This is a genomic window from Embleya scabrispora (assembly GCF_002024165.1).
GTDB classification, from domain to species: Bacteria; Actinomycetota; Actinomycetes; order Streptomycetales; family Streptomycetaceae; genus Embleya; species Embleya scabrispora_A.
Window position 1 is genome coordinate 697265 of the sequence record NZ_MWQN01000001.1, and the last position, 23247, is coordinate 720511.

A 23247-nucleotide genomic window follows, 5' to 3' on the forward strand; every position below is an offset into this window, starting at 1 on the left:
GGCTCGGCCCACAACAAGGAGAGCGACATCATGGCGCGGGAAAAGCTGGGTGTGGCGATCGTCGGGACCGGATTCGGGTGCATCACCCACCTGCCGGCGTTCCGGGACGCCGGCTTCGAGGTACGCGCCCTCGTCGGCCGGGACCCCGCCCGCACCACCGAACGCGCCGAACGCTTCGACGTCCCGCACGCGTACACCGACCTCGACGCGGCGCTCGCCCTCGACGGCGTGGACGCGGTGAGCGTGGCCACTCCCCCGCACACCCACGCCGAGATCGTGCTCGCCGCGATCGCGGCCGGCAAGCACGTGGTCTGCGAGAAGCCGTTCGCGAGCGACGCGACCGAGGCGGCCCGGATGCTGGCAGCCGCCGAACAGGCGGGCGTGGTGCACCTGTTGGGCACCGAGTTCCGCTGGCAGTCGTCCCAGGCGCTGCTCGCCCGGCTGATCGCCGCCGGCGCGATCGGCGAACCCCGGCTTGCCACCTGGCTGTTGCACATTCCGGTACTGACCGGGCCGGCCGCCGAGGTGCCCGCGTGGTGGGGCCGGGCCGAGGACGGCGGCGGCTGGCTCGGCGCGCACGCCTCGCACTGGATCGACCAGATCCGGCACACGCTGGGCGAGTTCGAGGGCGTCAGCGCCGGCCTGCCGCTGGTCGCGGATCGGCCGGGGCAGAGTGCGGAGGACACGTTCAATGTGCGCTTTCGCACGGTGACCGGGGTGGAGGGATCACTGCAGAGTTCGGCCGGCGTCTACGGTCCGCCGCTGATGACCACGCGCGTGGCGGGCACGCACGGCACGGCCTGGGTCGAGTTCGACGACGTGTGGCTCGGCGACGCCGGCGGCGACCGCCGGGTGGACATCCCCGAGGACCTGGCCAACCCGGACCCGATCGCGCCCCCGTCCGACCTGATGCACACCGCGTACGACCTGCTGCACTCGATGGGCATCGACCGCGCGCCCTACGCCCGTCTGGCCGGCACCTTCGCCGCGCTGATCGCCGGCGACCCGATCCCCGACCACCCGCGGCCCGCCGACTTCGCCGACGGCGTGGCCGGCCAACGTGTCCTCGACGCGATCCGCGCCTCCGCCGCGACGGGCGGCGCATGGGTGACCTGCGGCTGAGTACGCCCGCGGCTCAACGCCCCCGGGTGCGCGAGTTCAACGAAGTCGTTTCGCTCGGCCGGAGCGGGTGGTCGAACCGATCGAGCAGCAGCGCGAGATACTCCTCCAGCCGGGCCGCCAACAGGTCGGACGTCAGATCCGCCCGGCCCGCCTCCCGCCACGGCACCGCCACCTTCTCCGCATCCGGGGCGAACGCGAGCGCGTCGAGCAGCCGCCAGTACAGGTGGTCCGCCGGATCGTCGGCGAGCCGACCGCCGGCCGCGAGGTAGGCGGCGGGGAAGGACATCCCGACGGCGGGCCCGTGCAGCAGGGCCAGTGCGGTCGCGCAGTGCGCCACGTCCAGATCGGCCGGCCCCCACGAGGTCTCGACCCAGTCGACCACGCCGGAGATCCGCACGTCGGCGCCGTGCCCGACGAACAGCACATTGCCCGGATGGAAGTCGCGGTGCAGGAAACACCCCCGGAACGCGGGCGGTTCCCGGCGGATCGACTCCACCGCCCGACGCCAGACCTCGGCCCGGCCGGTCGCGGCCGGCACACCCACCCGCTCCGGCGCAGTCCAGGCCTGATAGTCCCGGGGCCGGCTGTCCTCGGTGACCGGCACCGCGTGGATGGCCACCAACTGCCGGGCGAGCAGGCCCATCCGCACCGCCGCGCCCTCCTCGCCCAGCCGAATCCCGCCCGGGAGCAGCGACATCAGCAGGGACGGATGGTCGCAGTAGACGCCACCCGCATCCACCGCCAGGCAGCGCGCCACCGGGACGTCGATCCCGGCATCGGTGTCGGCGAGCAGTGCGAGCATCGCCGCCTCCCGAGCCAACAGTCGCTCGGCGTGCCGGAGAAAGAACGGTTTCACGAACGACCTCAGTACCAGGGCCCGTTCCCCATCGTCCCCGACCACCCGCAGCCGCCGCATCACCGACGTCCACCCACCGACCAACCGCTCGGCCGCCACGACCCGCTCGCCCGCCGGTAACGCTCGCTCGACCCACGCCCGCGTGGCGCGCCACTCCGCCGCGTCGTCGCCGCCTTCACCATCGCCAATCACCCCGGGAGCCTAGCGCCGTGGTCGCGAGCCGGTCCTCCGACCGGAACAGCCGCTCCGACCGGAACAGCCGCGCCGCTCGGGCCCTGGGTTCACTCCTCCAACGCCTCCGGGCGCAGATCCAACCGGCGCAACAACTGGGCGTTGAGGGCGACCACGACGGTGGACAGGCTCATCAGGATGGCGCCCACCTCCATCGGGAGCACGACACCCGCCCAGGCGAGCACGCCGGCGGCGAGCGGGACGGTGACGATGTTGTAGCCGGCCGCCCAGACCAGGTTCTGCCGCATCTTGCGATAGACGGCGGTGGACAATCGGCGTACGCCCAGCACCGCGCGGGGGTCGTCGGAGGCCAGCACCACGCCGGCCGACTGCACCGCGACGTCGGTGCCCGCGCCGATCGCGATGCCGACGTCGGCCCGGGCCAGCGCCGGGGCGTCGTTGACACCGTCGCCGACCATGGCCACCCGCAGGCCCCGGGACCGGAGTTCGGCCACCTTGGCATCCTTGTCACCCGGCAGCACCTCGGCGAAGACCTCGTCCACCGCAAGATCCCGACCCACCCGGGCGGCCACCTGGCGCGCGTCCCCGGTGAGCATCCCCACCCGGATCCCGGCGGCATGCAACTCCCGCACCGCGTCCCGGGATTCGGGCCTGATCTCGTCCTCGAGGGCCAGTACCCCGACGACCTCGTCGTCGGCCGACACATACAACACCGCCGCACCGCGCCCGACCCACTCGTCGGTGGTCGCCGCCACCTCGTCGGGCACCCGGACGCCCGTCTCCCGCAGCAGTGCGGGCCCGCCGACCCGCACCCGGACACCGCCCACGTCCGCCTCGACCCCGCGCCCGGTCATCGACCGGAATCCGGTCGCGGAATCCGGCCGCCCGCGTTCCTCGGCGGCCCGTACGATCGCCCCGGCGAGCGGATGTTCGCTGTCCCGCTCGGCCGCGCCGGCGAGCAGCAGCACCCACGATTCGTGCCATCCGGGCACCGCGACGACCCCGGCCACCGCCGGCGCGCCGCGGGTGAGGGTGCCGGTCTTGTCGAACAGGACCACGTCGACGTCGCGCATGCGTTCCAGCGCGATCCGATCCTTGATCAGGATGCCCTGCCGGGCCGAGAGTTCGGTGGAGATCGCGATCACCAGCGGGATGGCGAGGCCGAGCGCGTGCGGGCAGGCGATCACCAGGACGGTGACCGTTCGCTCGATCGCCGATCCGCCCTCGCCGAGCAACGACCAGACGAGCAGGGTCAGTACGGCCGCACCCGCCGCGTAGTAGAACAGCAGCGCCGCCGCCCGATCGGCCAACGCCTGCGCGCGGGACCGGGATTGTTGCGCCTCGTCGACCAGCCGCCGGATTCCGGCCAGTTGGGTGCCCTCGCCGATCGCGGTCACGGTGACCCGTACCGCGCTGTCCGTCGCCACCGTGCCGGCGACCACGGTGTCCCGCTTTGCGCGCGACACCGGCCGGGATTCGCCGGTGATCATCGACTCGTCGAACTCGGCGGCGCCTTCGGCGATCGTCCCGTCCGCCGGTACGCGCCCACCGGAACGCACGAGCACCGTGTCGCCGATCTCCAGTTCGGCCGCCGGGACCTGCTCGAACTCCCCGTCCGGGCCCACCCGTTCCGCTTCGTCGGGGAGCAGCGCGGCAAGCGCGTCCAGGGCTCCGGAGGCGGCGCCGAGGGCTCGCATCTCCAGCCAGTGGCCGAGCAGCATGATGTCGACCAGCAGAACCAGTTCCCACCAGAAGTCCAGGTCGTGCGAGGCGATCTCGACGGTGGAGGCCCAGGACGCGCCGAACGCGACGGTGATCGCCATCGCGATCAGGGTCATCATCCCCGGTCGCCGCGAGGCGAGTTCGTCCCGGGCGCCGGTGAGGAACGGCCATCCGCCGTAGCCGAACACGACGGTGCCGAGCAGCGGCGGAATCCAGGATGACCCGGTGAACGAGGGCTCGTGGTAACCGAGTACGTCCGCGAGCATCGGGCTCAACACAAGCACCGGGACCGACAGCAGCAGACTCAGCAGAAACTTCCGCCGAAACATCTCGGCATGACCCGCGTGGCCGTTATGACCGGCATGACCCGCGTGACCGGCGTGACCGGCGTGACCGGCGTGACCGGCGTGACCCGCGTGACCGGCGTGACCGGCGTGATCCTCTCCCCGGCCCGCATGCTCGCCCCGGTCGATCCGCCCGCGCTCCATCGTGTTCCCTTCCCTCGACTCCTCGTCCGCCGCCCACTCGTCACATATACCACCCAGGGGTATACATAACCCCGACCGACCCGCGCTGATTCCTTGTGATTCCGGCAGAACCGTCCGCATCTCGAGCCTGCGGCGGTATAACCAGAGACCAGCCCCTCTCCCCCGGGAGGCCAAAATGGTGCGTCAACCCCGGTCCCGCAGCGTCGACTGGTTGTGGTGGGCGACCTCGTCGGGTGAACTGCAGCCCTTCCTGGACCATCCGGACCACGATCAACAGGAGATAGCCCGGGAAAAGTCGGCGGTCGCCGTACAACTGGCCCGCCTCGGCGACCCGCTCGTCGACTGTCTGGCGGCAATCGCCCCCGACGTCCTCGCCGACGCCCTGTGGCGGTTACCGAACCCCACCCGTACGGACACTCTGCGTGCCCTGCGGGTGCCGCCCGCTCGGCGCCCCACCCCCGCGATCGCGGAGCACGCGCTCAAGCGGCTGCGCAAGCAGACCGCGAGCGTGCGCGGCTACACCGCGCAGGTGGTCACGCTGCCCGTGCTGCGGGTGTTGCTGCCCGCGACGCTCGACACCGACTCGGGCGCCCTGGACGGTGAGATCCTGGAGAGCCTGAAGACCTCGGGGTTCACCCCCGACCTGGTCCGGCTCACCGCGCTCGCCGACTGGGGCTTCAGCTGCCAGGCCGCCGCGCTGCTGCGTCTCGCCCTCACCGAGGCCGATCTCGCGCTGCCCGGTTGGCCCGCCGACGTGATCACCGACATCGTGGCCGCCTGCCGCCGGTTCGAGGAGTTCTGCCGCAACCGCATGTGTGGCGGCGAGGAACCCCCGTCCCCGCTGCGCTCGCTCGACGACGCGCTCGGCCGGGCCCGGGCGGCCGCAGACTCGATCACCGCCGCCGTCGCGGCCGGCCGGGCCCCGGAGGACGCCGACCTGACGATGCTCACGCACGTGGGCCCGGCGGTGACCGAGGCCCGCGAGGCGGTCGGCGCGCTGGTCGGCGCCGAGCCGGACACCCTGCCCGAGGACCGACCGGGCCTGGCCGCCGCGATCACCGCGCACGAGGCCGCCGTACACGCCCGCGAACTCGCCGGGGTGGACCGCTTCCGACACCTGGCCGGCCCACCCGCGCACGAGCCGGCGATCGACGAACTCCGCGAGCTGGCCGCCGACCTGAGCGAGCGTCACGAGAACTGGGAACCGGACGACCGACGCCGCGTGGGTGCCCTGGCCGACCTCGGCGCGCTGATCGACGCGATCGCGGCGGACCGGGACGACGGCGTGGACGAGCTGGCCGAGACGGTCCGCCCCCATCTGCCCGACCCGACCATCGTCAACGCCGCGTTGCGCGGCCGGTTGTCCTGGCACCGGACATGGGACACCACCCCGAACGCCGAGCCCGAGACCGAAACCGAGACCCCACCGTCGGACGCTCCCGAGCTCCCCTCCGAACCGCCCGGCGTCTCCGAAGCGCCGCCGAAAGCGCCGGCCGCCGAGACCGCGTCGACCGAAACGGAGGACATCCGGGAGGACCCGGTCGAGCGGGGCGAGAAGGCTCCGTCCGGCACCGACGCGGACGAGACGACGGCGCGGACCGAGGGAACCGAGCGGACCGGCCGGACCGAGGAACCCGAGCCGGCCGCGCAGACCGGGCGGACGGGCCGACCCGGGCGGGCCCCCCGGAACGACCCCGCAGACCCACTGCCCTCACCCGACCCCGAATCCGCCGCTCTGCTCGGCGAGTTGATCGCTCGCGGCGACTACGCCTCCGCGCACGCTCACGCGGCCGACGATCCGGAACGCCTGTCCGCGCTGCGCGCCCTCGCCCTCGCCGACGGCGCACGTTCGGACACGGGCGCGCTCGCGATGTCGCTACGGGACGAACTCGACGAGATGGCGATGCGCTCGCCGGGCCACGACCGCGCGACCCAGCTGCTGACCGTGGCCGCCGCCGCCCGCGCCGCCGTGTTGTGTGGACACAGCACGTACGGCCTGCTCCAGGAGGCCGCCGCCGGCCTGAGCGACCTGCCCGCCGTGGCCGCCCTGGCCCGACACATCGCCACCGGCTCCGCGCAGGGCCTGCTCGGCGGCTCGCGCAACCTCGGCGCGCTGGCCGCCCTGGCCGAGGCCGAGGAGGGCGCCGCGACCTGTGCCGCCGACGCCGCCGAGGCCCTGCTGCATCCGCGCCACCTGCGCTTCCCGCGCGCGACCTCGATCGCCCAGCTGTGGTGGCGTCCCGAGGACGGCCTGCTCGGCCGCATGTTGCGGCTCGCGGGCGGCAACGACCGGCGCGATCTGGAGGAGGTCGCCGAGACGTTGCGCCGGCTCACCAAGCATCACGAGTTGGAGAACCGGCTGTCCGCGATCGACGAGGAGTTCCGCAACGGCAAGGGCCATCGCCTGGAGGGCCCGGCCCGTCGGCGACTGCTCGAATACGCGCGCGAGTCGCTGGGCACGATCGGTCGCTGGGTGGACGCGATGCGACGGGTGGTCGAGACCGAGGCGGAGGCCGAGTCCTGGATCGCCGGACCGCTCACCGACCTGCGCCACACCCTGATCGCCGACCGCCCCGAGGCCGAACGCGAACTCGCCGACCTCGCCGCGCACACCGGCGACCCGGTCGTCGCCGGCGCCGCCCGAGCCGCCGCCGCCAGCCTGGCCGCGACCCTGGACCTCCTCGACGGGCGTCCGCTCACCGGCCCCGAACCCGCACCGGCATCGGTCCTGGGCACCCCTCCGGAGCCCACCCCGTCCACGGACCACTCCACCGAGCCGCCACCCGCATCCGCAGCCCTCGCCCGAACGACCCTCGACCCCCGGTCGGCCGAAACCCCGCCCACGGGACTGGCCGCGGCCCGAGTCCCACCCCGCCCCACGAACCCCCCACCGCCCAACCCAACCGCCGCGACCCGCCTACTCCCCCCGGACGCCCACTGACCCACGAAAACACCCGGGCCGACCACCACGCCAAGCAGCACCCGAACCCGAGCCCGCACCACGACGATCCCGAGCCCACACCAGACCGGCGCATCCCGGCCGGGCCCACGCCTACATCGGGCGCATCCACCCTGGGCCCGCACCACACCGGCACCACAGCGCGCATCGACACCATCGGCCCCAAGGGACCCACCCGCACTCGCGCACCGGTCCCGGCCTCCCGCGCCCGCCCGCCGGCGGCCTACGGGACCTCTTCCTCCGGGATGATGTGCATCGCCGCCTCCTCGGCCCCGGCCGCGCCGCCGTCGATGCCGACATCGCGGGCGATCGCCTCCGACTCGGTGTCCTCGTGCACGCCCTCGTCCGCCGCGACCAGCCGGCCCGCCCTGGGATCGGGGCCGCCCTCCCACTCGTCCGAGACCGCGTCGTCGTCGGCGATGTCCGGCTCCTCCTCGGCCAACAGCTGGTCGAGCGATTCGCCGCGTCGGGACTCCTCCGGCGTATTGCCGTACCGCTCCGCCGCCGACCAGCGATCGGGCGGCACGATCCCGGTGTCGAGCGGGTCGTACGACAGGTCGTCGGTGGACAGCGTGTCCTCGGGACCGAGGACGCCGTCGTCGCCGGGAGTGTCCGGAGAATCCTCGTCCGGGTCCCACGTGTCGTCGCTCATGGCCTGCCACCTTCCCTGATGTGCTCGTGCCCGCGTGCCCGGGACACAACCCTGTCCCCGGCGACCCGAGTGACGGTGCCCAGCGACCGCCGGTTCATTCGGGGCTGCTCCGCGACGTCCCCACCTGGCAGCATGTGCCCGTGCCGACGAGCCGAGTACGTATCGCCGCCGCCCTGGGCGGCCTGCTCCTGTCCGCGACCGGCTGCGACACCGGCGGCGGGGGCGGATCCGCCGCCGAATCCGGCCCCGGGGCCACGAAGCGCGCCCGCGTCCCGGAGCCCACGCAGGTCGCCGAGCACCGGCCCGATCCGCCGGTGACCGTCGACTGCGCCGGCCGGATCGCCACCCAGGCCGCGCCGCCCGTCGGCTACACCGTGCTTCTGGGCGACGTCGCCCTGGAGACCGACCGCCGATTGCAGACGAGCCGGACGACCGGGGCCGAGTCGGCCCACCCCCTGTTCGCCAAATCCGGCCTGGTCGTGCGCGGCGGCACGGTGGTCGACCTGGAGGTGGTGCCGACCCCCGGCCACGGCGCGGCGATCGGCTGGGGCAATCGCGACACTACCGCCGGCGCGATCCGCGTCCCCGACTGCACCGAGGGCACAACCGGCACCGGCGAGCCGGCCTGGGTCGCCTTCGCCGGCGGTTTCCACGTCGACCGCCCCGGCTGCGTCACGCTGATCGTGCGCTCGCGCGGCCTCCGTACCAGGGCCCACATCCCGGTCGGCGCCGACTGCTGAGCCGACCCCCTCCGCCCGACCGGTTGGAGACCGGTCACGAATCCATGGCTCGCGGCCCACCCGAGCGCTCGTTCCAACGAAGTAGGCGGCTTCACCCGTCTCATGCCTGAGACTGATTTTTCCTGACGGATTTGGACGATCTTTGACCGCCGGCGCAGGGTGGTCCAGGGGGCCAGGGACGGAAGGCCCGGTCCTGCACGGCCGGGGAGGGAGCGAACACGATGCACGAGGCAGCGAACGGGATGCACGAGGCGCAGACGCGCGAGACGAATCGCGACGATTGGCGGACCCTGCACACCGGGACCCGGGAGTCGGCGGCCCGAGCGCTGCGCACCGACCTGCTGCACGCGGGCATCACCGAGGCCGACCTGTCCCGGCGGGTGACCGAGGCCTGGGCGGGCTCCGTGGTGACCGTCGCGAGCACCGGCCGGCAGTTCCGCGTCACGCGCACCGTCGCCGCCGCGCCGACCGTCTCGCTGAGCGACCGCGGAGCGAGCTGACATCGCGCCGAGCGCGCGAGGCCACCCAACCCGAGACGGCCCCGGCCGACCCGAGACGATCCGAGGCGGGACCTTCCACCGCACCCCCCTGTCGTGCTGTGCTGTGCGCCATGGTCGATGAACCCACATACCCCACGGTTCCGCACCGGCACCGAGGCGTCCCCGCTCACGAGGCGGAAGCCCGCAGCCGTGCCTTCCACGACGTGATGGCCGAGCGTCGAACCGTCCGCGACTTCTCGTCCCAACCGATCCCGGACAACGTGGTCGAATGGGCGATCCGTACCGCCGGCACCGCGCCCAGCGGCGCGAACGTCCAGCCCTGGCGCTTCGTCGTGCTCACCGATCCCGAGCGCAAGCGGCGGCTGCGTGAGGCCGCCGAGCAGGAGGAGCGCGAGTTCTACGCCCATCGCGCCTCCGAGGAGTGGCTGGCGGCGCTCGCCCCCATCGGCACCGACTGGCACAAGCCGTTCCTGGAGGACGCGCCGGCGGTGATCGTGGTGTTCGAGGTGCACAAGGGACCCGACTCGCCGCGACCGTACTACACGAAGGAGTCGGTCGGCATCGCCGTCGGTCTGCTGCTCGCCTCGCTGCACCAGGCCGGGCTGGCCACGCTGACCCATACGCCGAGCCCGATGCGCTTCCTCAACGAGGTGTGCGACCGCCCGCCGGAGGAGCGCGCCGCGGTGGTCATCCCGGTCGGCTACCCGGCCGAGGACGCCCGCGTCCCCGACATCCACCGCAAGCCGTTGGAGCAGGTCCTGGTCCGCCTCTGACCGCCGGCGCGGTCCGGTCCGAACCGTCCTCCGAAGCCCTCGGCGCGACCCGAACACCTGCGCCGAGGGCCGCCCCTCTGCGATCCTGAACCGGCACGTTCGGGTCCCGGTCAGCCTACGAACGGGGGGCGTTGATGAGTGTCGTCGCGGGGAAGATCATCGACGAGTCGATCGTCGTGGCCGCCGACTCCCAGGTGACCTGGGGCCAGGCCAAGACCGAGGGCACCAAGCTGTACAAGATCGGCGAGAACCTGATCTTCGGCGGTGCCGGACTGCTGCGCGACATCAATCTGATGCGCCTGTTCCTGGACACGCACACCCCGGCGTCCGCCGAGGAGCGCGACGTCCTGGAGTTCTACGCCGAGTTCGTCGAGTGGGGCAAGCGCAAGCTGTCCAGTTTCGAGCCCAAGTCGGAGTTCATGTTCGCCTTCGACGGCAAGCTGTTCGAGACGGGCGGCGACTTCGACGTCTTCTACTACGATTACGGCGCGATCGGCTCGGGGTGGGAGTACGCCCGGGCCGCACTGCACCTGGGCCACACCCCTACGCAGGCCGTCGCCGTCGCGTGCGACCTGACCATCTTCTGCATGCCGCCGGTGACGGAGTTCCGCATACCACGCCATCCGCAACAATCCGCCGGCCGGGAGCACGAGGTCATCTGAGCACGATCTTCCATGGGGTCCGCCGCAATCCGGAGCTAACCCTGTGTTTACGTGGACTCTCGTAAGCTCTTGTCCATGTCCGAACAGCCCATCCCGGCGGACCTGATCGAACTGCAGCGCGCCCGTGACGCCGCCTACGAGGCGATCGCCCGATCCGCGGGGCAGGTGTCCGAACACGAGCTCGCCCGCCTGTGGGCCGCGGCCCACGACGCGGTCGCGGCCCTGCACGCCCATCCGGCGATGATCACCAATGCCGACCGCACCCACCTGATGACCCGCCTGCGCCGCGCCGCCCAGGCCGCCTGACCCACCGGCGACCGGCGGCATCGACCTGCCACCGACCGCCCTGTGCTGCCTGGCCCCTGCCTGCTCGCTCACGTGGGTCGTGTGGCCCGCGCTCCCCGGGGCCGATGTTCCGCCAGGCGCTCGTGTTCCCCGCCGGCCGCGGCACGGTCCCGACGCCGGCCGACAGCCCTGGGCACGCGTCGCGGACACGACCGCAGCAGGCGGAACCCCGACCGCGCAAACGCCGCCGGCCGCGACGCCGACCCCCGAAAGGGTCGGTGTCGCGGCCGGCGGCGTGCGAGCGGAGCGCGGGCTCAGAGGCCCGCGGCGGCCTTGAGCGCGTCCACGCGGTCGGTCCGCTCCCAGGTGAAGTCCGGGAGGTCGCGGCCGAAGTGGCCGTAGGCCGCGGTCTGGGCGTAGATCGGGCGGAGCAGGTCCAGGTCGCGGATGATCGCGGCCGGGCGCAGGTCGAACACCGTGCCCACGGCGGCCTGGATGGTCTCCACCGGCACCGCCTCGGTGCCGAAGGTCTCCACGAACAGGCCGACCGGTGCGGCCTTGCCGATCGCGTACGCGACCTGCACCTCGCAGCGGCGCGCCAGGCCGGCGGCCACCACGTTCTTGGCCACCCAGCGCATCGCGTACGCGGCGGAGCGGTCCACCTTGGACGGGTCCTTGCCGGAGAACGCGCCGCCACCGTGGCGGGCCATGCCGCCGTAGGTGTCGATGATGATCTTGCGGCCGGTCAGCCCCGCGTCACCCATCGGGCCGCCGATCTCGAACCGGCCCGTCGGGTTGACCAGGAGCCGGTAGTCCTTGGTCTCGATGCCCAGGTCGGTCAGCTCCGGCTCGACCACGTATTCGCGGATGTCCGGCGCCAGGAGCGAGTCCAGGTCGATGTCGGCCGCGTGCTGCGAGGAGACCACGACCGTGTCCAGGCGGATCGGACGGTCGCCGTCGTACTCGATGGTGACCTGGGTCTTGCCGTCGGGACGCAGGTAGGGGATGGTCCCGTTCTTCCGCACCTCGGCCAGGCGCTTGGCCAGCCGGTGGGCGAGTGTGATCGGCAGCGGCATCAACTCGGGCGTGTCGTCGCACGCGTAGCCGAACATCAGGCCCTGGTCGCCCGCACCCTGGCGGTCCAGCTCGTCCTCGTCGCCGTCGACCCGGTTCTCGTAGGCCGTGTCGACGCCCTGGGCGATGTCGGCCGACTGCGCGCCGATGGACACCGAAACACCACAGGAGGCGCCGTCGAAGCCCTTCTTCGAGCTGTCGTAGCCGATCTCCAGAACGCGCTCGCGCACGATCGTGGGGATGTCGGCGTAGCCCTGGGTCGTGACCTCTCCGGCCACATGCACCTGACCGGTGGTGATCAGCGTCTCGACGGCGACCCGGCTCTTGGGGTCTTCCTTGAGGAGAGCGTCCAGGATGGAATCGCTGATCTGGTCGGCGATCTTGTCCGGGTGACCTTCGGTCACGGACTCAGAGGTGAACAGGCGGCGGGACACATCGCTCCCTGGGGTTGCAGCGGCTGCTGGCTCTGACAAGTGGGCCCGACCATCCCGACAAGTCCGCACCGGAACGGCACGGACGGGAAGGAACGGACGGGTCCACCGAAATGCTGGAGCCGAGTTTATCCCCCCGACCCCCGCAAACGGGCGGGGTGCCCCCCGAGAAGATGGGCGTGGCGTTGCTCACTTTGTGTCAAATTGCAGCCATCAAGCGTAGGGATCGACCGACGAACTAGCCGAAACGGGACACGACGAGATCCCAGACGACCTCCGCCAAGTCCTCCTTCGGGCCATGCGGAACGGGCGTCTCGGTGCCGTCGGCGGCCAGGATCACCGCCTCGTTGACATCCGTACCGAAGGTCAACTCCTCGCCCACCCGGTTGACCACGAGCAGGTCGCAACCCTTGCGCGCGAGCTTGGCGCGCCCGTTGGCGAGTACGTCGTCGGTCTCCGCGGCGAAGCCGACCACCACCTGGCCGGCCCGGGCCCGGTCCCCGGAGATCTCGGCGAGGATGTCGGGATTCTTCGCCAGCGCGATCGGCTCCGGCTCCGCGTCGGTCTTCTTGATCTTGCCGCCCACCCGGTTCGCCGGGCGGAAGTCGGCGACGGCCGCGGCCATCACCACGCAGTCGGCGTCCTCGGCGGCCTTGGTCACGGCCTCGCGCAGATCCACGGCGGTGCCCACGTGCACCACGTCGGCGCCCGCCGGGTCCGGCAGGCCGGTGTTGGCCTCGATCAGGGTCACCCGCGCGCCGCGGGCGATCGCGGTGCGGGCCAGCGCGTACCCCTGCTTGCCGGACGAGCGGTTGCCGAGGAAGCGGACCGGGTCCAGCGGCTCGCGGGTGCCGCCGGCGCTGACCACCACGTGCCGCCCGACCAGGTCGGGCGCGGTGACGCCGCGGGCCACGGCGCGCCGGACCACCTGGAAGATCTGCTCCGGGTCGGGCAGTCGGCCCTTGCCGGTGTCCTTGCCGGTCAACCGGCCCACCGCGGGCTCGATCACGATCGCCCCGCGCCGGCGCAGCGTCGCCACGTTGTCGACGGTGGCCGGGTGCTCCCACATCTCGGTGTGCATCGCGGGCGCGAACACCACCGGACATCGCGCGGTGAGCAGCGTGTTGGTGAGCAGGTCGTCGGCCAGCCCGTGGGCGGCCTTGGCGAGCAGGTCGGCGGTGGCGGGCGCGACCACGACGACGTCGGCGCTCTGGCCGATCCGTACGTGTGGGACCTCGTGCACCGCGTCCCAGACCCCGGTGGCCACCGGCTGCCCGGACAGCGCCGACCAGGTGGCCGCACCGACGAAGTGCAGCGCGGACTCGGTCGGCACGACCCGGACCTCGTGGCCCGACTCGGTCAACCGGCGCAGGAGTTCGCACGCCTTGTACGCGGCGATGCCGCCGGCGACGCCGAGGACGACGCGGGGTCGGGGTCCGCTACTCATCGCTGCTCCTGCTCCTCCGACGCGGCCGGTCCGGGTGCGACCGGCACGGCGAGCCTACGTCACGGCCCGGGACGGCCCGATCTCGCCTCGCGCGGACCGGTGTTGCGGCCGGAGTACCGGGCGGGATCCGAGTACGAGTACGGATGTTCCGCGAGGAATCCGCTGCCAGCATCGGTGGTCACGAGCCCACCGGGGAGACGACGTCGATGCTGAACGAACAGGTCCTGGACGATCCGACACGGTGTCCCGGCTGCGCGGTGCGCCTGGACGAGCCGCGCACCGAGCGCTGCCGGCAGTGCGCGATCCTGCTCACCGGACCGGCCGCCGATCAGCTGTGGCAGATCAGCGTGTCGGCCGCACGACTGCTGCGCCAACGCGAGGGCCTGCTGATGCGGATGCGCGCGGAGACGTGGCGGGCGCCGCGCACGTCGGCGCCGCGGTCGACACCGGCGGGCGCGCCGGCGGCCGTCGCGCCGACCCCGGTGCTCCCGGCCCCGCGCACTCCGGCGCCCACTCCGGTGCCCGCGTCGCCCACCGCCACACCGGCGCCCGCTCCGACACCCTTCGGCCGGGTCCGGGAGAGTGCCGAGGTCGGGCGTCGGCGGGTCGCCCGGATCGTGCTGGGCTCCGGGGTGCTGCTCGTGGTGCTGGCCGCGCTGGTGTTCGTGGCGGTCACCTGGAACCACACCGGGACCGCGGGGCGCGCGCTGGTGATGGCGCTGGCACTGGTCCTGGCCGCCGCCGGCACCGGGGTCGCCGAGCAGCGCGAACTGCCCGCCACCGCCGAGGCGATGGCCGCGCTGACGGTGGCGATGGGACTGCTCGACGGGTACGCGGCGTGGACCGCCGACCTCGCGGGTCTGCGCGGCGGGGACGCGCTGCTCGTGTCGGCCGGCACCCTGCTCGCGGTCGGCGGCGCGGCGGCGCTCGGCTCGCTGGTCGCGCCGCTGCGGGCCTTGCGGATCTCCGCCGCGCTGCTGTTGCAGGGGCCGCTGCCACTGGTGATCGCCTGGTTCGGGGTGGGGCGCGGATCGCTGCTGCCGCTCGCGATCGGGCTCGGGGCGCAGGCCGCGGTCGATGTCGCGCTGCTGCGCCGAACCTTCTCCGACGCCGCGCGCGGGTTGCGGATCGTGGCCGAGGTGGGGGTGCTGTGCTACTGGCTGGCCGCCGTCGGGCTGACCTTGGCCGAGGGCCCGGGCGGGGCGTCGGCGGGCACGATGTCGGCACTGGCCGCGCTCGCCGGCGGGATCGCGTACACGCTGCGCGAGGCGCCGGTGGTGCGACACCTGGCGTCGGGGAGCGCGATGGTGGGCGCGCTCGCGGCGGCCGGGTTGTTGCTCGCGTCGCTGCCGGGACGGGACGACTCGGGCAAGTCGGACACCCCCGTCGCGTGGGTCGGCGTGGTGCTCCTCGGGGCGGTCCTGGTCGCGATGGCGCCGCTGTTCGCGGTGCCGCGCGAGTTCCGGGCCGGGCCGCTCGCGGTGCTCGTGCCGCTCACCGTGGCGCCGGCGTTCTGGGTGGCCGCGGCACCGCTGGTGGCCCTGTTCGGCCCGCTGTCGTGGCTCGGCCGGCCCTGGACGCTGTACCCGGTCGACGCGCACGCCCGGGACGCGCTCCTGTCCGGCACCGCCGGCTGGAGCTTCGGCGCGGCGCCGCTCGCGCTGCTACCCCTGGCGGCGCTGACCGCGTTCGCCGCGACGGCCCTCCTGCGCGGCCGGCCCGGTCCGACCACGACCCGGGCGATCGGCGCGACCGCCGTCGGGGCGCTGTCGGTGGTGGTGCCGCCGGCGCTGGACCTGCCGCTGTGGGCGGCGCTCGGCTGGCACGTGGCGACCGCGATCGGGTGGGCCTGCGCGGGGCGGGTCCGGCCGTGGTTGCCGTTGCTCGCGCTGGGCCACGGCGGGCTCGCCCTCGTGTGGGCGACGGCCTACTGGCAGACGTCCATCGTGGTCTGGGCCGTGGGCGCTACGGGCCTCACGCTGCTTGCCGTCCTGTCACCGGGACGCCCCGCGGTCGAGCCGAACGCGGCGCCGGCGCCGGGGGATGCCACGCCGACGAGAGAGGCGAACAACTCGGATGAACCATCCCAAGAAGGCGTGTTCTCCGACAAAGAACCACGAGAGGATCCATACGTCGCACCCGCCGGCACCCGCCCCTCCCCTGGCTTCGGCCCCGGGCCCGACCCCGCCCTCGTCCCGCGCGTGCCCATGCGCCTGCTCGTTCGTCCGCTCGCGGCCGGGTCGGCGCTCGCCCTCGCCCTCTCCGACGTGGCGATGGCGACCGGGCACACCGGTGCCCGGACCACGCCGACCGCTCTCGCCCCCGCCGTGCTCGGCGCCCTGGTCACACTGATCGCGGTGGCGCTGCGGCCGACCGCGCGCACCACCAGGGCGCTGACCCTGGTCGGCGGCGTCGGCTGGACCATCGGCGGCTTGGTGGCGGCCCGCGCCCCGGGCCCGTTGGCCGTCGTGCTCGCCGCGGGCCTGGCGGTGTGCCTGGTCGGCGCGCTCCGCGACCGGCCGGCGCCGCGAATCGCCTGGGCCGCGGTCGCCGCGCTGTGCTGGGTCGGCGCGAGCGCGGCCGGCGCGGCCGCCTTCGGCGCGGATCGACCCGTCGTCGCACTCGCCGCCGTATCCGCCGCCGCCCTGCTGTTCCCGCTCGCCGCCACGCTCGGCGGCCCTCTCGCCTGCCCGTCCCCGATCGTGCTCGCCGTCGAGGCCGCGGCGGGCCCGTCCCTGCTCGTCGCGCTCGCGACCGGCGCGCCGACCTCGCCCGTCGCGTTGGCGGTCGCGACGGCGGCGGCCCTGTGCGGCGCGCGGTTCGGCCACCCGGCGCCGCGGCCGGTGTGGCCGCCCGCCGCCGTCGTGCTGTGCACCGCGACGGTGCCGGCCGCGCTGTACCGGCTCGACGCGTCGAACGGCGCGACCGTCCTGGCCGCGGCCGGCACGGCGATGCTCCTGTACCTCGCCGGCGCCCGGCTCCCCCGCCTCGGCCCGGCCGTGCCGATCGCCGCCGCCGCGGCCGTGTGCGCCGCCGGCGCCGCGACCCTGTCCGTGGCCCCGGGGCGGATCTGGCTCGTCCTGGCCGGGGCCGGCCTCACCGCGCTCACCACCCCGGCCGGGCCGCTGCGCCCGCCGGCCCGGATCGCCGCGGTGCCGCTGCTGTTCGTCGCCTACTGGGTCCGGCTCGCCCTGTTCGACGTGCCCCACCCGGAGGCGTACACCGTGCCGCTGGGACTGGCCCTGCTGATCGAGGGGCTGCGCCGGCGGCGGGCCGATCCCGACACCACCTCGTGGGCGGCCTACGGCGCTCCGCTGGCCGTGTTGCTGCTGCCGTCGTTGCCGCTCGCGGTGGCGCAGGGCGAGCCGGTCCGACCGAGCCTGCTCGGGATCGCCGCGATCGGCACGCTCCTGGTCGGCGCCCGATTCCGACTCCGGGCGCCGCTGTTCCTGGGCGCGGCGGTGCTCGCGGTCATCGGCCCGGTGCACCTGGTGCCGCATCTGGCGCCGGTGTACGACGCGGTGCCGCGCTGGGCGATCCTCGGGACGGCGGGGCTGCTGCTGATCGTGGTCGGGGCGGGCTACGAGCGCCGGGTCCGCGACCTGAAGCGGCTGCGCCGCGCGGTGGGCCGGCTCCGCTGACCCGGGCTCCGGCCCGGCTCAGGTCCGGGCGCGCAGTTCGTCCAGGACCTCCGCCACACACGCCGGGTCCGCCCGGTACGGCAGATAGAAGCCCAGTCGATCGGCGATTCCGTAGGCGCGCGAGGCCAGTTCGGCCGCGACGTCCTTGGGGTCGCCGATCGCCACCACCCGGCTCAGCAGCGTGTCGTCGACCGCGTGCGGGATGTCCGACCAGCGGCCGGCCCGGATCAGCGCGTGCAGTTCGACCTGGAGCGCCCCGTATCCCTCGACGTCGAGCACCGGCCGATAGGCGGGCGTGGAGGCGTAGAACGCGACCATCGCCCGCGCGCCCTTGATCGCGGCGCGCATCTCCTCCTCGGTGCGCCCGGCGGCGACGATCACGTCGAGCATCACGGAGAACCCCTCACGGGTGCGCTGCGACAACACCAGGCCGTCGTTCACCGCGTCGGTGAGCGGGCCGCGCACGAACAGGTCGGTGTTGAGCGGGTGCACGAGCAGCCCGTCGGCGTGCTCGGCGACCGTGGTGATCATCCGCCGACCCACCCCGCCCGCGAGCAGCGGCGGCAGCCCGTACGGGTTCGGGCCGGGGCGCAGCGTCGGCGGCATCAGGGTCAGGTCGAAGAACTCGCCGTGGAAGTCCAGCGGCGTCTCCCGCTGCCAGCAGGTGAGCACCGCCCGCACCGCGCGCAGCGTCTCGGCCATCCGGGCCGCCGGGCGCGACCACTTGGCGCCGTAGCGGCGTTCGATGTGTGCCTTGATCTGGGTGCCCAGGCCGAGCCGGAAGCGGCCGTGCGAGGCCAGGTGCAGGTCGTACGCGGTGTGCGCGAGGTGGGTCGGACTGCGCGGGAAGGCCACCGCGATGTTGGTCATGATGTCCACGCCCGCCGCGGCGGCGGGCACCAGCGGCAGGAAGACGTCGTTGGGGCCCTCGAAGGTGAAGACTCCGTCGAAGCCGGCCTCGCGCAACTCCCGGGCCCGGTCGCCGGCGCGGGCCAACGGCGCGTCCAGGAGGGTGTCCACCGCCAGTCGGCGCGGGTTCGGTTGCGGCGTCGGCGTGTCGCCCTCGATCCGGTCCACTGTGCTCCCCCACCCTCCGGCTCACCCGCGTGTGCGGGCCGGGATACGCCGAGGGCCCGACGGTTTCCCGTCGAGCCCTCGGCAATGCGTCGTGTGACGCGCTCAGCCCTCGATGGGCTCGGCGGTCAGCATGCCCGAGTTGATCTCGCGAAGCGCGATCGACAGCGGCTTCTCGTGCACGTGCGTGTCGACAAGCGGACCCACGTATTCCAGCAGGCCCTCGCCGAGCTGCGAGTAGTAGGCGTTGATCTGCCGAGCACGCTTCGCCGCGTAGATGACGAGGCTGTACTTGGAGTCGGTCGCCTCCAGAAGCTCGTCGATGGGCGGGTTGATGATGCCCTCGGGTGCGGTGGAAGAAGCTGACAAGGCAGGGGCCCTTCGAAAAGCTGTGAAAGCTGTGGGTGAAAGTCGGGCTGCCTGGTGCCGTCTGGCGACTACTGCCGGGCAGCCCGAACGATCAAGATACGTTCATCAAGGCTAGCAGTTCGCGTACGACGTCTTCGACGGACGTGTTGACCAGCGTCATGTCGAATTCGGATTCCGCGGCCAGCTCGACCTTCGCGGCGGCCAGGCGCCGCTCGATGACCTCGGGGGATTCGGTCCCCCGGCCCACCAGACGGCGGACCAGTTCGTCCCACGAGGGCGGGGCGAGGAACACCAGGCGTGCCTCGGGCATCGCCTGCCGCACCTGCCGGGCGCCCTGCAGGTCGATTTCCAGCAGGGTCGGAACATCGGCGTCAAGCCGTTCGAGCACGGGCTGTCGCGGGGTTCCATAACGGTTCCCGGCGAATTCGGCCCATTCGAGCAATTCATCCGAGGCGACCAGTTTGTCGAACTGATCGCCGTCGGTGAAGTGGTACTCCACACCGTCGGTTTCCCCGGGACGGGGTCTACGTGTGGTCGCGGACACAGACAGCCAAACCTCGGGGTGACGGCGGCGCAGGTCGGCGACCACCGTGCTCTTGCCGACCCCGGAGGGGCCGGAGAGCACGATGAGTCGACGGGTGCCGTGCACGGTACGGGGATCGTTGCCGGCGCCCGCGTCAGGACGCGGAGCCACCGAATTCCCGTTCGAGTGCTGCGATCTGGTTCGTGCCGAGACCGCGGACGCGCCGGGTCTCGGAAATGTTCAGCTTCTCCATGAGTTGCTTGGCGCGCACCTTGCCGACGCCGGGGAGGGATTCCAGGAGGGCGGAGACCTTCATCTTGCCCACGACCGGATTGTCCTTGCCCTCCTTGATGACGTCGCTGAGCGAAGCACCGGAGTTCTTGAGCCGGTTCTTCACCTCGGCGCGCTCCCGCCGAGCCGCAGCGGCTTTGGCGAGCGCATCCGCGCGTTCTTCGGGGGTCAGGGGTGGGAGAGCCACGCCGTGTCACCTCGGACTTCGTTGCGATCCTCAAGGCCGCCCGGCTCGGACGGCCACCAACAAACAGTGGAACCTAGCTGGTCAGAGCGTCCGCGGCAACGCGCGACACTCCACCGGGCCGGCTCACGAGGGAGCCTAGTCGGCGAATCGGTCTGCGTCGCCCGAATCGATGGGAAAAGCCCGGCTACCTGCACCAAAACCCGAACCTGACGGAGCGTCGGACGATTTCGAGGCGGCCGGGAGGCACATCCGCACCCCCGCACCCCCTCCCGACGCTCTTGCGCGGCGCGGCACGCGCGGCGGCGTCGGTGCCAGCGCTCTTCGCGGCGGCGCGCGTGGGCTCGGTGTGCCGCGGCCGTCCGGAGTGGCCCTCGGGGCGCCCGGGGGCCGGGTTCGGCCCCCGGGCCCGAAGGGGCGGGCGGGGTCCACACGGCCGTTTCAGTGGCATCCGTGGGCCATCCCACGTTCGTGCCGCGTCCACCGGGCTCCGGTAGTGAGCGGCGAGCGCGACAACCGGGACGAACATGGTCGTCCCGCCGTCCCGCTACCGCGCGGCCAGCCCCGCCGCGATGGTGCGCGCCGCCTCGGCGACGTCCGCCGCGCCGGTGATCGGCCGGCCGATCACCAGCAGGTCCGCGCCGTCCGCCAACGCCTGCTCCGGCGTGGCCACCCGACTCTGGTCGCCGAGCGCCGCCCCGGCCGGCCGTACGCCCGGGGTGATCAGCACGATGCCGGCCCCCACCTCGGCCCGCACCGCCGCCACCTCACGCGGCGAGCACACGATCGCCCGGGCCCCCGCCGCGACCGCGAGCCCCGCCAGCCGCCGGGCCGCCTCGATCGAGGGACCGGCCAGCCCGACCGCGACCAGGTCGGCCTCGGCCATCGAGGTCAACACGGTCACCGCGACGATGTTCACCTCGGGCGCCGCGTCCGCCGCGGCCCGGATCATCGCCGTCCCGCCGCTCGCGTGCACCGTCAGGTACGTCGGCGCCAGCCGGGCCACCGAACGCACCGCGCCCGCCACCGTGTTCGGGATGTCGTGCAGCTTCAGGTCCAGGAACACGTCCCGGCCGCCGCTGGCCTCCCGGGCGCCCGAGACCGCGTCCGCGCCGTCTCGCAGGAAGACCTCGAGGCCGACCTTGACCGTGCTCACGTACGGGCCCGCGGCCTTGGCCCACGCGAGCGCGCGGTCCAGGTCCGGGGCGTCCAGGGCCACCGCCACGGGTGCGAGGTTGCTCATCGGAATCCCACTCTCCTCGAGATCGAAAATTCGTCCGCCCACGAGCCCGGACACGGCGATGCCGGCACGAACCCCGTCCGTACCGGCATCGCCCCCACTCACGTCGCGCGCTCAGCGGTGCGCGTACCCGATCGCCGCCTCCAGCGATCCGAAACCGCGGGCGATCAACGCCGCCCGCAACTCGTCCAGAATCCGCACCGGCGAGGACGGATCGTTGAAGATCACCGTGCCCACCGACACGGCCGCCGCGCCGGCCAGGATGAATTCCAGCGCGTCCAGCCCGGTCCGGATGCCGCCCATGCCCACGATCGGCACCTGCGCCATCTGCCCGTCCAGCATGGCCGCGTGCACCTGGTAGACGCAGCGCACCGCGACCGGCCGCACCGCCGGGCCGGAGAGCCCGCCGGTGATGCCCGCGAGCACCGGCTTCATCGTGTCCGGGTCGATCGCCATGCCGAGCAGCGTGTTGATCATCGACAGGCCGTCGGCGCCCGCCTCGACGCACGCCCGCGCGATGTCCACGATCGACGTCACGTCCGGCGAGAGCTTGGCCAGGACCGGCACCTGCGGATCCGCCACGTCACGGACGGCCCGGATCACGTCGTAGGACGTGGCCGGGTTGCAGGCGAACACCTGGCCGCGGTTGGCCACGTTCGGACACGAGATGTTGGCTTCGATGCCGACCACGCCGGGCGCGCCCTTGAGCCGCTCGGCCAGCGCCACGAAGTCGTCCACGTGCCCGCCCGCGATGGACACGATCGTGCGCCCGCCGCGCGCCGCCAACCAGGGCAGGTCGCGCTCGACGAAGGCGTCGATCCCGGGGCCCTGGAGGCCGATCGAGTTGAGCATCCCGGACGGCGTCTCGGCCATCCGCGGGGTGGCCCGACCCGAACGCGGGTACGGCATGATCGTCTTGGTGACCACCGCGCCGATCGCGGCCGGCTCGAAGAACTTGGCCAACTCCTTGCCGTATCCGGCGCAGCCCGAGGCCGTGGTCACCGGGTTCGGCAGCAGCGTGGAGCCGATCCGGGTGGCCAGGTCGATCCCGCCGCCCGGCAGCATGATCGTGGACGGCGGCGCGTCGTCGAAGTCGCCCGCGTCCTCGTTGTCGGCGAAATTGTCGGCGAAGTTGTCGGCGAAACCGCCGTAGCCGTCGGTCATCAGTGCGCTCCCATCGCCGCTGCGCCCTCGATGTCCGCCGGAATCGTACCGGCGTCGTCCCAGCGCACCTTGGTGCCGTCGAAGCACGGGCCGTCCACACACGAGCGGACGAACCGGCTGACGCCGTCGTCGCCGACCACCGGGAGCACGCACGTCATGCATACCCCGACGCCGCACGCCATCGATTCCTCGACCGCGGTGAACACCCGCGCGTCGTGCGCGCTCGCCACCTCCGTGACCGCGCGCAGCATGCCCATCGGCCCGCACGCGTAGACGACGTCGGCCTCCACGGCGGTCAGCACCTCGGGCAGCGGCCCGGTGACGAAGCCGCGCACACCCTCCGAGCCGTCGTCGGTGGTGACCACCACGTCCTCGGTGATCGCCTGCGCCTGGTCCACGCCGTACAGCCGCTCCGCGGTCGCCGCGCCGAGCACGAAGGCGACCGAGCCGCCGTCGGCGACGATCCGCTCGGCGAGCGCGAACATCGGCGCGCTGCCGTAGCCGCCGGCCACCATCACCGCGCTGACCGGCTCGCCCGGCAGCGGGAACGGCGTGCCCAGCGGCGCGACCACGTTCACGCTGTCGCCCACCCGCAGCCGGGCCAATTCGCGGGTGCCGCGCCCGGCCTCGGCGAAGACCACGTCGATGGTCTCGGCGGCCGGGTCGGCGCGGTGGATGGAGAACGCGCGACGCAGCAGCATCGCCGAGTCCACGCCGCCGATCGCCACGGCGACGAAGTGACCGGGTTCGACGCGGGCGGCGATCCCGGGGGCGCGCAGCACCAGGCGGTGGTACGCGCCCGCGGGTTCGCGGCCGACGATCTCCGCCTGCACCTGCAGGGGAAGTGCCATCGGTGTC

The 23247-nt window shown here is 73.2% G+C and carries 21 protein-coding genes; 9 read left to right on the forward strand and 12 right to left on the reverse strand.

Translation table 11 applies throughout. The features are described 5' to 3' along the window. Nucleotides 1-30 precede the first annotated feature (30 nt). Nucleotides 31-1122, forward strand: a complete 1092-nt coding sequence (locus tag B4N89_RS03370; protein WP_078974379.1) for a Gfo/Idh/MocA family protein — start codon at nt 31-33, stop codon at nt 1120-1122. 13 nt (nt 1123-1135) lie between these two features. Here B4N89_RS03370 and B4N89_RS03375 read toward each other — a convergent pair whose 3' ends face one another. Further along, nucleotides 1136-2170 (reverse strand): phosphotransferase family protein, encoded by a 1035-nt coding sequence (locus tag B4N89_RS03375; protein WP_078974380.1) that lies wholly within the window; start codon nt 2168-2170, stop codon nt 1136-1138. Between the two features lie 89 nt (nt 2171-2259). Beyond that, the gene (locus tag B4N89_RS03380) at nt 2260-4221 is read right to left on the reverse strand and encodes a heavy metal translocating P-type ATPase (protein ID WP_201260777.1); all 1962 of its coding nucleotides are present in this window, start codon (nt 4219-4221) and stop codon (nt 2260-2262) included. Nucleotides 4222-4227: 6 nt separating this feature from the next. On the opposite strand from B4N89_RS03380, the gene B4N89_RS50620 reads away from it, so the two are divergent. Then, entirely contained in the window at nt 4228-4449 is a 222-nt protein-coding gene (locus B4N89_RS50620; RefSeq protein WP_201260778.1) for a hypothetical protein, read from the forward strand. A gap of 106 nt (nt 4450-4555) precedes the next feature. Next, nucleotides 4556-7321 (forward strand): hypothetical protein, encoded by a 2766-nt coding sequence (locus tag B4N89_RS03390; protein WP_143657815.1) that lies wholly within the window; start codon nt 4556-4558, stop codon nt 7319-7321. 241 nt (nt 7322-7562) lie between these two features. Here B4N89_RS03390 and B4N89_RS03395 read toward each other — a convergent pair whose 3' ends face one another. Continuing rightward, nucleotides 7563-7991, reverse strand: coding sequence for a DUF5709 domain-containing protein (locus B4N89_RS03395; RefSeq protein WP_078974384.1), 429 nt, complete (start codon nt 7989-7991; stop codon nt 7563-7565). A gap of 140 nt (nt 7992-8131) precedes the next feature. Here B4N89_RS03395 and B4N89_RS03405 point away from each other — a divergent pair, with 140 nt between their 5' ends. The 5 genes from B4N89_RS03405 (at nt 8132) to B4N89_RS03425 (ending at nt 10972) form a co-directional block, all read left to right on the forward strand. Continuing rightward, nucleotides 8132-8731, forward strand: coding sequence for a hypothetical protein (locus tag B4N89_RS03405; protein WP_161500606.1), 600 nt, complete (start codon nt 8132-8134; stop codon nt 8729-8731). A 221-nt stretch (nt 8732-8952) separates the two neighbouring features. Beyond that, on the forward strand, nt 8953-9231 hold the full coding sequence (locus tag B4N89_RS03410) for a hypothetical protein (protein ID WP_143657816.1): 279 nt from the start codon (nt 8953-8955) through the stop codon (nt 9229-9231). A 110-nt stretch (nt 9232-9341) separates the two neighbouring features. After that, nucleotides 9342-10004 carry a nitroreductase family protein gene (locus B4N89_RS03415; protein ID WP_078979082.1) on the forward strand — a complete coding sequence of 221 codons (663 nt, stop codon included), beginning with the start codon at nt 9342-9344 and terminating at the stop codon, nt 10002-10004. Nucleotides 10005-10138: 134 nt separating this feature from the next. After that, entirely contained in the window at nt 10139-10666 is a 528-nt protein-coding gene (locus B4N89_RS03420; RefSeq protein ID WP_078974388.1) for a hypothetical protein, read from the forward strand. A gap of 75 nt (nt 10667-10741) precedes the next feature. Then, entirely contained in the window at nt 10742-10972 is a 231-nt protein-coding gene (locus tag B4N89_RS03425; protein WP_078974389.1) for a hypothetical protein, read from the forward strand. A 293-nt stretch (nt 10973-11265) separates the two neighbouring features. Here the strand turns inward: B4N89_RS03425 and metK are convergent, their stop codons facing one another. After that, entirely contained in the window at nt 11266-12459 is a 1194-nt protein-coding gene (gene metK / locus B4N89_RS03430; protein WP_078974390.1) for a methionine adenosyltransferase, read from the reverse strand. 235 nt (nt 12460-12694) lie between these two features. Next, entirely contained in the window at nt 12695-13903 is a 1209-nt protein-coding gene (coaBC, locus tag B4N89_RS03435; protein ID WP_078974391.1) for a bifunctional phosphopantothenoylcysteine decarboxylase/phosphopantothenate--cysteine ligase CoaBC, read from the reverse strand. 206 nt (nt 13904-14109) lie between these two features. Here coaBC and B4N89_RS03440 point away from each other — a divergent pair, with 206 nt between their 5' ends. Beyond that, the gene (locus B4N89_RS03440) at nt 14110-17544 is read left to right on the forward strand and encodes an SCO7613 C-terminal domain-containing membrane protein (protein ID WP_143657817.1); all 3435 of its coding nucleotides are present in this window, start codon (nt 14110-14112) and stop codon (nt 17542-17544) included. Nucleotides 17545-17562: 18 nt separating this feature from the next. On the opposite strand, the gene B4N89_RS03445 is transcribed toward B4N89_RS03440, so the two are convergent. The 7 genes from B4N89_RS03445 to B4N89_RS03475 all read right to left on the reverse strand — a co-directional run bounded on the left by B4N89_RS03445 (nt 17563) and on the right by B4N89_RS03475 (nt 23240). Next, a complete protein-coding gene (locus B4N89_RS03445) occupies nt 17563-18621 on the reverse strand; it encodes a TIGR03617 family F420-dependent LLM class oxidoreductase (RefSeq protein WP_078974393.1) in 1059 nt (352 codons plus the stop codon). 102 nt (nt 18622-18723) lie between these two features. Beyond that, complete coding sequence (gene rpoZ / locus B4N89_RS03450; RefSeq protein ID WP_020551792.1) at nt 18724-18987, reverse strand: DNA-directed RNA polymerase subunit omega; 264 nt, start codon at nt 18985-18987, stop codon at nt 18724-18726. A 91-nt stretch (nt 18988-19078) separates the two neighbouring features. Beyond that, on the reverse strand, nt 19079-19636 hold the full coding sequence (gmk, locus tag B4N89_RS03455) for a guanylate kinase (protein ID WP_078979083.1): 558 nt from the start codon (nt 19634-19636) through the stop codon (nt 19079-19081). A gap of 28 nt (nt 19637-19664) precedes the next feature. Beyond that, the gene (mihF, locus tag B4N89_RS03460) at nt 19665-19988 is read right to left on the reverse strand and encodes an integration host factor, actinobacterial type (RefSeq protein WP_026218483.1); all 324 of its coding nucleotides are present in this window, start codon (nt 19986-19988) and stop codon (nt 19665-19667) included. A gap of 544 nt (nt 19989-20532) precedes the next feature. Continuing rightward, nucleotides 20533-21228 (reverse strand): orotidine-5'-phosphate decarboxylase, encoded by a 696-nt coding sequence (pyrF, locus tag B4N89_RS03465; protein ID WP_078974394.1) that lies wholly within the window; start codon nt 21226-21228, stop codon nt 20533-20535. Nucleotides 21229-21339: 111 nt separating this feature from the next. After that, nucleotides 21340-22389, reverse strand: coding sequence for a dihydroorotate dehydrogenase (locus tag B4N89_RS03470; RefSeq protein ID WP_201260779.1), 1050 nt, complete (start codon nt 22387-22389; stop codon nt 21340-21342). Beyond that, a complete protein-coding gene (locus B4N89_RS03475; RefSeq protein WP_078974395.1) occupies nt 22389-23240 on the reverse strand; it encodes a dihydroorotate dehydrogenase electron transfer subunit in 852 nt (283 codons plus the stop codon). The genes B4N89_RS03470 and B4N89_RS03475 overlap by 1 nt, the downstream gene beginning before the upstream one ends. Nucleotides 23241-23247: the final 7 nt, after the last annotated feature.